This is a genomic window from Mangrovibacterium sp., from assembly GCF_059905295.1.
The window spans coordinates 1-9,134 of the sequence record NZ_JBZQJF010000266.1 but is presented as its reverse complement, the minus strand read 5'-3'; the positions used below and the strand labels follow the sequence as shown (position 1 = coordinate 9,134).

At 45.5% G+C, this 9,134-nt stretch carries 8 protein-coding genes; all 8 read right to left on the bottom strand.

Annotated elements, in window-relative coordinates; genetic code table 11:
- Positions 1–78: 78 nt before the first annotated feature.
- The 8 genes from AC37HE_RS13790 to AC37HE_RS13755 all read right to left on the bottom strand — a co-directional run bounded on the left by AC37HE_RS13790 (position 79) and on the right by AC37HE_RS13755 (position 8,899).
- Entirely contained in the window at positions 79–306 is a 228-nt protein-coding gene (locus tag AC37HE_RS13790) for a heavy metal-binding domain-containing protein (RefSeq protein WP_500783432.1), read from the bottom strand.
- Between the two features lie 93 nt (positions 307–399).
- Positions 400–963 carry a helix-turn-helix domain-containing protein gene (locus AC37HE_RS13785; protein ID WP_500783431.1) on the bottom strand — a complete coding sequence of 188 codons (564 nt, stop codon included), beginning with the start codon at positions 961–963 and terminating at the stop codon, positions 400–402.
- Positions 964–981: 18 nt separating this feature from the next.
- Positions 982–1,323, bottom strand: coding sequence for a P-II family nitrogen regulator (locus AC37HE_RS13780; RefSeq protein WP_500783430.1), 342 nt, complete (start codon positions 1,321–1,323; stop codon positions 982–984).
- A gap of 5 nt (positions 1,324–1,328) precedes the next feature.
- Entirely contained in the window at positions 1,329–1,571 is a 243-nt protein-coding gene (locus AC37HE_RS13775) for a hypothetical protein (RefSeq protein WP_500783429.1), read from the bottom strand.
- 2 nt (positions 1,572–1,573) lie between these two features.
- A complete protein-coding gene (locus AC37HE_RS13770) occupies positions 1,574–1,915 on the bottom strand; it encodes an LDCC motif putative metal-binding protein (protein WP_500783428.1) in 342 nt (113 codons plus the stop codon).
- Between the two features lie 77 nt (positions 1,916–1,992).
- On the bottom strand, positions 1,993–3,822 hold the full coding sequence (locus tag AC37HE_RS13765) for an efflux RND transporter periplasmic adaptor subunit (RefSeq protein ID WP_500783427.1): 1,830 nt from the start codon (positions 3,820–3,822) through the stop codon (positions 1,993–1,995).
- Positions 3,823–3,840: 18 nt separating this feature from the next.
- Positions 3,841–5,088 carry a TolC family protein gene (locus tag AC37HE_RS13760; RefSeq protein ID WP_500783426.1) on the bottom strand — a complete coding sequence of 416 codons (1,248 nt, stop codon included), beginning with the start codon at positions 5,086–5,088 and terminating at the stop codon, positions 3,841–3,843.
- A 7-nt stretch (positions 5,089–5,095) separates the two neighbouring features.
- The gene (locus AC37HE_RS13755) at positions 5,096–8,899 is read right to left on the bottom strand and encodes an efflux RND transporter permease subunit (RefSeq protein WP_500783425.1); all 3,804 of its coding nucleotides are present in this window, start codon (positions 8,897–8,899) and stop codon (positions 5,096–5,098) included.
- Between the last annotated feature and the right edge of the window lie 235 nt (positions 8,900–9,134).

The window sequence follows — 9,134 nt, the reverse complement described above, 5'->3', positions numbered from 1 at the left end:
TTTCAATTTTAGATTAACTCAAATTCACTTTTCGTATAAGGGCCTCCGGTTTTTTGAAAACAGTGGATGCCGGTTGTTTCATTGTTTTACCGGGGCCAGATGCATATTACAAATCGGACAATTACCGGGTTCGTCATAGGTTTTGTCACCTTCACATTTCATCGGGCATTGGTAAATCGTTTTCGCGTCAGTACTTTGTTCTGGCTGATGGTGAGCATGTCCGCCACCACCGCCACAGCAGGGCGCTGTTTCTCTGTTCTCATTTGACGCCCTAAATCCTTTGAATATTTCACTCAATGTTTTCATAACTGATTGATTTAAATTATACTTCAAAGTTACGCGATGAACCTCCCGGGCCTGTTACACAATTTTCAAATTCATTTATATCATTTTAAGGTTTTAGACCTTGTCGATTGTTTTTCGCTTTTGTTCGCCCAGTTTCTTAAAAAATGAAGGTGTGAATCCGGTTACTTTCTTAAACTGACCCGATAAATGAGCGACACTGCTATAGCCCATCTCGAAGGAAATTTCACTGAGCGATTTTTCGTCGTAGACCAGCAATTCCTTCACCCGTTCAATCTTTAGGTTAATCAGGTGTTTTTCAATAGTCGTCCCTTCAACGGAGGAAAATAGCGTGCTCAGGTAGTTATAATCCAGGTTTAGCTTGCCCGACAGAAACTCAGAAAAATTGACATGCTGCTCTCCGTCTGTTTTTTGGTACACGAAGTCAATTGTCAGTTTCTTGATCTGTTCGATTAACCGGCTTTTGTTGTCATTGATGACTTCAAAACCAGCAACATTCAATTTGTTTGAGATGGCTGCCAGTTTCTCGTCGGTAACAGATCCTTCAACAGAAACTTTACCCAGTTGTACACTTGCATCCGGGTAACCAGCCTCTCTGAAAATATCGGAGACGACCATGATACATCGGTTACAAACCATATTTTTGATGTAGACATCCATGAGCTGTTTGTTTTTATTTTAAATTACCAGAATACCGTTGTCATCGTTTCTGACTTTATATACCTCGTCTACCGGAGATACGATGATCATGCCGTCGCCACGATATCCGGTTCGTCCGCTTTTACGAATGAGCTCAACTACCGGAGCTACATGTTCGTCGGCAATCAGGATCTCAATTTTAATAACCCGGTAAGCATCTGCAAATGGGTATTTGTCGCTGATATGTTGCTTCTCATGATCGGAATACCGGCCGGTTCCTTCGCACTCCATGAAGGTCATGCCGCAGTAGCCTTCGTCTTTTAAGGTTTGGTATACTTCCTCGGCTTTCCGGTGTCGGATATATGCTTTTATTAGTTTCATACCACTTAGTTTGATGATTTTTCTTCAGTTTGAGCTCTGGTATCTTCCTTCTTTTTCTCGGGACAATCAATCAGATCTCTCAACTGGCATTTGGAACAGGTCAAATCCTTATTGAGGCTTTCATCGTCTTCCAGGGCACAGGAATGAACCGTAAATTTGGCGTTCTTGTCGAACAATAATTTTAAGCCAAGTGCCAACATGATGATCGCCACCAGGATAACTGATATGATAAGTGTTGCATAAAACATGGCTACTCTGTTGTTGTTTTATGATTCCTGTTAAGGTCACAGCAATCCAGCCGTCCGCTCCCAAGACTTTCCTGATTGCTTTTGGCCATATCTTTTATCCAGCGTTTCAGGAATCCTTGTTTTTCAGGCTTGTTGTAAATTTCAATTCCCAGATCGGAGAATAATTTCTCCACGTTCACTTCTGTGATTTGATAAGGATTGTACTCGACTGTAATTAGGTTCTCGGAAAACGAAATTGTCTGGATCCCGTTTTGGGAATCAATTAAAGCCTGGCATGCCTTTTTCAAATCGTCGGACAATTTGTTTGCTGTCCGAATTTGATGTGTTTGAATAAATTCTTCCATGACAGTGCTTTTTAAGGGTTATACGTAATTTAAAGGGAGCAGGGAGCAGTTAGACCTGCTCCCGTTCCTTCTTCCTCTTATTCCAGGGTTTCCCTGGTTTCTCCACATCCCAGCATATCTTCTCCGAAGTAAGGATTCCGGATTTCTTTTGTTTCACTTAGCCAGTAAGCACCTTGTTCGCTATTGGCCATAGGGCAATACTGGTAATAAGCGGTTTCCCCGTGTAGTCCAAACTGTTTTATACTCTTGTAAAAAGCCTGGTTGAATTCGGCAAAATCTTTTCGTTGCTGGCTAATATCAGTGCTATTGCTAATGTTATTGATGCTGCTATTGATGGTTTTTAATTGTGCCATCCAGGCCATGTGGGCATCTCCTTTCAGCAATTCCATATTCACCTTTTTCAGTGCTTCAGCTACAGTCTTAGCTGATGTACTCACTTGTTTTGCATCGCTCTCAACGAATGCATTTTTCATATTCAGATAGGCTTTATAAACGCCTTGAAGCTGTACTTTGAATTGATCGGATATTTCGGCTTTGTCGGCTTCCGGTTGTGCTTCTGTTTGTTGTGCTGAAGCGTTAGAGCTTCCACCCATATCCATTCCCGGCATTTTCCCGGCGCCGGAATCTCCACCATCGGGGTTCATCATACTCGGTTTGCCTGCCAGTTGAGCCGCAGCATCAATTTTAAATACGCCATTGACTGCGATTTCTTCCCCTTCTTGCAGACCACTGCTTACCACATAAAAATCGCCGGCTGAAGGGCCGAGTACAATTTCCCGATATTTAAAGGTAGGCTGCTGACGATTGGCAACTTTTACATAGACCACGGCGCGTTTACCGGTCCACAATACAGCTGTTTTGGGGATCATTAAGTCTTTCTTATTCCCTGCAATCGTTGAAGTAACGACCCCGTTAGCAAACATTTCCGGTTTCAGTAATTCCGGGTTGTTTTGTGCTTCGACCCGAACTTGTGCAATGCGGGTAGTCGGATCAATGGTCGGATCGATGAAGCTGATCTTTCCGGTGAAGTTTTTCCCCGGAATCGATTTAACTGTGAAAGTTACTTTGTCCCCTTTCTTGATCCAGGGGAGGTCGCTCTCATAGGCCTCAAACATCACCCAAACTTTGTTCAGGTTAATTACCTGGAACAGTGCACTTCCTTCCTTCACATAATCGCCTTGCGAAACGTTCCTCCGGGTTACAGTCCCCGAGATGGGGGATAATACATCAAAATAACTTTGAGCTTGTCCTTTCTGTTCAATCTGGTCGATTTGGCCATCAGTCAAATCCCAAAGCTTGAGCTTGTTGCGCGCAGCTTTGTAAAAGTCAGGGTTCGTTTGTTTGTAGTCCTGTGCTTCCAGCAATTCTTTCTGAGCAGTGAGTAGCGCAGGTGAATAAATCGAGGCCAGGCGCTCGCCTTTTCTTACTTTTTGCCCGGTGAAGTTGACAAAGAGCTTTTCAATGCGCCCTCCAAAGCGGGCTGTAAGTTCAGCAATGTTTCGTTCATCCGGTTTCACTTTGCCCAGCAGGTATACTTCCTTATCCGGATAAGCTTTTCCTACGGTCATGGTCTGGATGTCTGCAATCTTTATTGCAGCATCAGTCATTTGGATTTCATCCGGAGAAATGGCTTCTTCGCCATTGTTGTTCCCTTTCTTCACCGGAATCAGATCCATGCCGCAGATGGGGCATTTCCCCGGGTGATCCATATGTATTTGGGGGTGCATCGAACAGGTCCAGTAGGCAATATTATCCTCGGGAGCATGCTCTTCGGTTGTTTGTGATGCCGTTGTTGCAGTTTCGTTGGAAGATGAATGAAAAAACAACCATCCTAAGAACAAGCCTGCAACAAGGGTGATTCCGATCACCCGGTAGTCTTTCTTGGTAAAATTTATATTCGTTTTCATTTTGTCGTTTTTTAGGGTTTACTTTCCTGCCAGGTAATCGATGAAGGCAATAGCTGCCTGCTTGTCTGAGCGGGCTTTCTCCAGTTCCAGTTTATACTTTAAAAGCTGTCGTTCCATGCGCAACACTTCTTCAAAATTTTTACCATCCGATTCATATTCGGTTTGAAGAATACTCAATGCCTTGTTGGCCCGGTCTGACTGACCTTGGAACAGCGGGATACGCCGGTCGGCATCTTTGTAATCCTTGTCGGCCTTTGCAAAAGTGGTCTCCAGAACATTGATCTTATCCAGTTTTTTGTTCTCTGTTGATTCCTGCATAAGAACTGCTTCTTCAACCATGGAAGTGTACTTTTTACGATACAATGGAATGGTGATTCCGACCATTGGAAAGACAAAAGCATCTTTCCCGGCATTAGCTACCGTGGAATTCGAACCTTTGCCGATGATCATGTAATCCAATCCGAGCATGAGGTTCGGTTTGCCCATTTTTTTAGCAGCCAGCTGTTGCTTGGCGTAGGATGCTTCCATGAACTCCATCTGCAACACCTGGTGGTTATTACTGCGAATGCTGTCTAAAACAGCCTGAGGAGTCAGTTCCAGGTCGGTGTTGTTTAAGGAATCAGGCAAAAGCACAGTGCGTTGGTTCTCCACATTCAACAAATTGTTGAACTGCACTTGTTGCGTGTTCATATTGTCTCGTAACAGAGCCAGCTGGTTTTCCAGATCGGCCAGTTCCATCTCCACCCTGAGCACATCCACAGTAGAGGCCATACCGGCTTCGACCTTAATTAGCGACAAACTGCGGAAGGTGTTGAGGATGGTAATGTTCTCCAGTGTGATGTCGATCGCCTTCTGCGTAAAATACAGGTTGTAGTAGGTCGATTTGACGTCGTAGAACAAATGAGATTTGGCTTCGCGGAACTGTTCATATTTTGATTCGGCCATGGTTGAGGCCACATCTTTTTTAGCACCCAGCGTTCCAAACCAAGGGAACATTTGAGTGAGCGATACCCGGGCCCGTTGAGGACCAAGCTTGGTTTCAACCGGCTGAATAAAATAGCCGAATGTCACTTGCGGATCAGGTAAAGCTCCTACCTGCGGAACTTTTTGCATGGCCGCCATGTATTCCCCAAATTGACTCTGCAATCCCGGGTTATTTTTGGCAGCTTCCACCAGGTAGCTGTCTAACCGATCCTGTGCGTTGGCAAAACTTCCAGAGAAAAGGAAGAAAGCCAATAGGATATATGTTGTTTTAATTCCTTTCATAGTCCTTTTATTTTGCACGTTTAAGAGCTTTTTTTACTTTGTTTTCCTGCCACATGCTGTAAAGGACAGGTACCACAAACATGGTCATTACTTGCAGTATCATTCCTCCGAATGAAGGGATAGCCATCGGCACCATGATATCGGCTCCTTTACCGGTTGACGTCAGCACAGGAATCAGTGCGATGATGGCACAGGAGGCAGTCATCATCGCTGGGCGAACCCGTTTGATACCGGCATGCAGCACAGCCTCGCGCACGCCATTGACAGTGGTTGGTTTTTCCTTGTCAAATACCTGCATCAGGTAGGTTCCCATAATCACACCATCATCAGTGGCAATTCCAAATAAGGCAATGAAGCCGACCCAGACCGCGACACTCAGGTTGATGGTGTGCATCTGGAAGAGGTCTCGCATGTTTATACCAGCTACGGAGAAATTCAGGAACCACCCCTGGCTGTATAGCCAAAGCATCAGGAAACCTCCGGAGAAGGCTACAAAGATTCCGGTAAAGACCATGCTTGATGTGGTGACCGATTTGAACTGGAAGAATAAAATCAAAAAGATGACAACCAGCGAAATTGGTACAACGAGCATGAGCCGTTTAGCAGCCCGTATCTGGTTTTCGTAGTTCCCTGTGAATTTATAGTTGACACCGGCAGGCAGGACAAAATCCCCATCTTTGATCTTTTGATTCAGGTAGTTTTGTGCATTTTCCACCACATCGCCTTCTGCAAAGCCCGGTTTTTTGTCGAAAATGACATAACCAACGAGGAAGGTATCTTCACTTTTGATCAACTGCGGACCACGGGTGTAAGTGATGGTTGCCAGTTCCCCAAGTGGCACCTGAACGCCTGCTGGCGTAGGAATGAGAACATTCTTTAAATCATCCGGGTTGTCGCGGAACTCCCGGGCATAGCGCACGCGAACCGGAAACCTTTCGCGCCCTTCGATGGCGGTTGTTAGTTTCATTCCGCCGATTGCACTTCCAATGTACATCTGCATGTCATCAATCGTCAGTCCGTAACGTGAAATGGCTTTCCTGTCAATTTTGATTTCCAGGTAAGGTTTCCCAACTACCCGATCTGCAAAGACTGAACTCGGTTTTACTCCGGGTACATTCTTCATCAGTTTCTCCAGTTCGTACCCGGTTTTCTCAATAACGTTCAGGTTAGGACCGAAAACTTTGATACCCATAGGTGCCCGCATACCGGTTTGCAACATCACCAACCGTGTTTGAATGGGTTGTAATTTCGGGGCAGACGTTAGCCCGGGCAAACTGGATTGTTTGACAATTTCCTGCCAGATGTCATCCGGCTTGTGGATCTTGTCGCGCCATTGACGGAAATATTCGCCATTGTCATCCGGTATAAGTTGATCTTTCTCAATGACCCTGAATTCATCCTTATGAGGATTATAGGTGCTTCCGTCTTTTAATACAAAAGCTCCGTCGTCATTTGTTTTAAAGCGCATGCGGTGGCCATCTTCGTCCAGGATGTATTCCGATTTGTAATTGACCACATTTTCATACATGGATATTGGTGCCGGATCGAGAGCTGAGTTGACGCGGCCCCATTTCCCAACAGTCGATTCCACTTCAGGAATAGAGTTTACCTTCATATCCAGCAAACGAATATCTTCGGTGTTCTCTTCAATGCCTGAGTGAGGCATGGTTGTCGGCATAAGCAGGAATGATCCTTCGTCCAGCGCAGGCATAAATTCTTTACCAATACCCGGGAATGTTTTGGCGACAGCCTGGAAACTTCCGGTTTCTTTCCATTTTAACGGGAAAAATCCAAAAGCTCTGTCGGCTCCCTGCCAGATTAATATCCCAAATAAAACCAGGGTAATTGGCACGGATAGGAATTTCCATTTGTTGGCTAAGCACCACCTTAGGATGACCGGGTAGAAATGGACAACAGTCATCAGTGTTCCAAGTACGACAACAAGGATAGAAATAACAAACAGGAAGTTGACCAACAAGCTGTTTTGTGCGCCCAACGGCATCCATTCCTCTGTCAGAAAATAAACGACAATTGACATGGCAATTGCAATATTGATCAGATTGACGTAGTTGCGTTTGTTTTCCGGCCAGCGGTATTCCAGCAGGTTGTTCACTCCAAAGGCAATCAACGCTAAGGCAATCCAGCTGTGGAAGGTGATGATCAAAATTACACCTGCAGCAATGAGGGTGCTGTTCCAGATTCGTGACACACGTTTTTTGTCAAAGCGAATCGAAAATACCACGTGGGCGAGGGCGGGAATGATTGTGATTCCGATTACGAGGGAGGCCAGTAAGGCAAATGTTTTGGTGAAGGCCAATGGTCTGAACAGCTTTCCTTCGGCAGCCTGCATGGCAAATACCGGGAGGAAACTCACGATCGTGGTAGCCAAAGCTGTCATGATCGCAGAAGCCACTTCTACGGTCGCACTATAGATCACATTCATTAAATGCTTACCACGGGCCCCTTTGTTTTCAGGCAGGTCCAAATGTCGTATGATATTTTCGGTAAAGACAATTCCAACGTCGACCATGACCCCGATGGCGATGGCGATACCCGATAGTGCTACAATGTTGGCATCCACATGGAAATTGCGCATCACAATGAAGGTGATTAACACTCCGATTGGGAGCAAACTCGAGATCAGGATGGATGCCCGCAGGTTTAGCACGAGGATAATCACCACGATGATGCTAATGAGGATTTCGTCATTCAAAGCCGAATTCAGTGTGCCCAGTGTTTCCTTAATCAAGCCGGAGCGGTCATAAAAGGGAACGATTGTAACTTTGGAAACTGTGCCGTCTTTTAATGTCTTGCTTGGGAGTCCGGGAGCGATTTCGGCAATCTTTTTCTTTACATTGTTAATGACTTCCATGGGGTTGGCACCATAGCGGGCTACCACTACGCCACCAACGGCTTCAGCACCACCTTTGTCAAGGCCGCCACGACGGGTTGCCGGGCCGAAGTTCACCTTGGCCACGTCTTTGATGCGCACCGGAACGTTGTTGTGTACGGCCACCACGCTTTCTTCCAAATCATTGCGATTCTTGATATAGCCCAATGCACGAATCAGGTATTCCGCCCGGTTGAATTCCAGTGTGCGTGCCCCAATATCGAGGTTACTTTTTTTGACGGCATTCATCACCTGTGCAACGGTCACTCCGTAAGCTTTCATGGCATTGGGGTCGATATCTACCTGGTATTCTTTAACAAAACCACCGATGGAAGCAACCTCGGAAACCCCTTTGGCTGATGTGAGCCCGTAGCGCACATAAAAGTCCTGTATCGTGCGTAGCTCCTGAGGATCCCAGCCACCTGACGGTTTGCCGTCTTTATCCCGGCCTTCCAGAGTGTACCAATAAACTTGTCCCAGCGCCGTGGCATCGGGCCCGAGAGATGGAGTGACACCTTCCGGAAGAGTACCTGCCGGTAAGGAGTTTAGTTTTTCCAGGATACGGGTTCGGCTCCAGTAGAACTCCACATCATCATCAAAAATGATGTAGATACTGGAAAGTCCAAAAATGGAATTACTGCGAATGGTTTTTACCCCGGGAATTCCCAGTAGCGCTGTTGTCAGCGGGTAGGAAATTTGGTCCTCTATATCCTGAGGGGAACGTCCGGGCCATTCGGTATATACGATTTGCTGGTTTTCACCAATATCCGGGATAGCATCAACCGGAACCGGGTCAGACGGCAAAATTCCGGTATTCCATCCAAAAGGCGAATTCACAATTCCCCAACTGATGATTACAATCAGGAAGAGGAAGGTTACCAGCTTGTTCTCTAAAAAGAAACGAATTATTTTGTTGAGCATGGTTTATGTGTTATGAAATTTGAACACAGGTGATTAATTGAAATAATCACGGAGTGGTATGCAAAATCAAATGCACACGAAATCATTCGGAATCAGTGAATACTGGAACCGAAAAGTGTTCAGAAAATCATAAACGATAAACCTGAATATCGGAAAGGAGCTCGCCAACTAGCTTGGGAGGCGGCGATTCAATGTAGTTAACTGCTGTATTTTCTTCTGTCAGAAGATTTTCATG

Bases quoted from the DNA above. Each gene is read 5' to 3' on its own strand.
- AC37HE_RS13785 (WP_500783431.1), bottom strand. From the start codon at position 963: ATGGATGTCTACATCAAAAATATGGTTTGTAACCGATGTATCATGGTC.
- AC37HE_RS13770 (WP_500783428.1), bottom strand. From the start codon at position 1,915: ATGGAAGAATTTATTCAAACACATCAAATTCGGACAGCAAACAAATTG.
- AC37HE_RS13760 (WP_500783426.1), bottom strand. From the start codon at position 5,088: ATGAAAGGAATTAAAACAACATATATCCTATTGGCTTTCTTCCTTTTC.
- AC37HE_RS13775 (WP_500783429.1), bottom strand. From the start codon at position 1,571: ATGTTTTATGCAACACTTATCATATCAGTTATCCTGGTGGCGATCATC.
- AC37HE_RS13780 (WP_500783430.1), bottom strand. From the start codon at position 1,323: ATGAAACTAATAAAAGCATATATCCGACACCGGAAAGCCGAGGAAGTA.
- AC37HE_RS13765 (WP_500783427.1), bottom strand. From the start codon at position 3,822: ATGAAAACGAATATAAATTTTACCAAGAAAGACTACCGGGTGATCGGA.
- AC37HE_RS13755 (WP_500783425.1), bottom strand. From the start codon at position 8,899: ATGCTCAACAAAATAATTCGTTTCTTTTTAGAGAACAAGCTGGTAACC.
- AC37HE_RS13790 (WP_500783432.1), bottom strand. From the start codon at position 306: ATGAAAACATTGAGTGAAATATTCAAAGGATTTAGGGCGTCAAATGAG.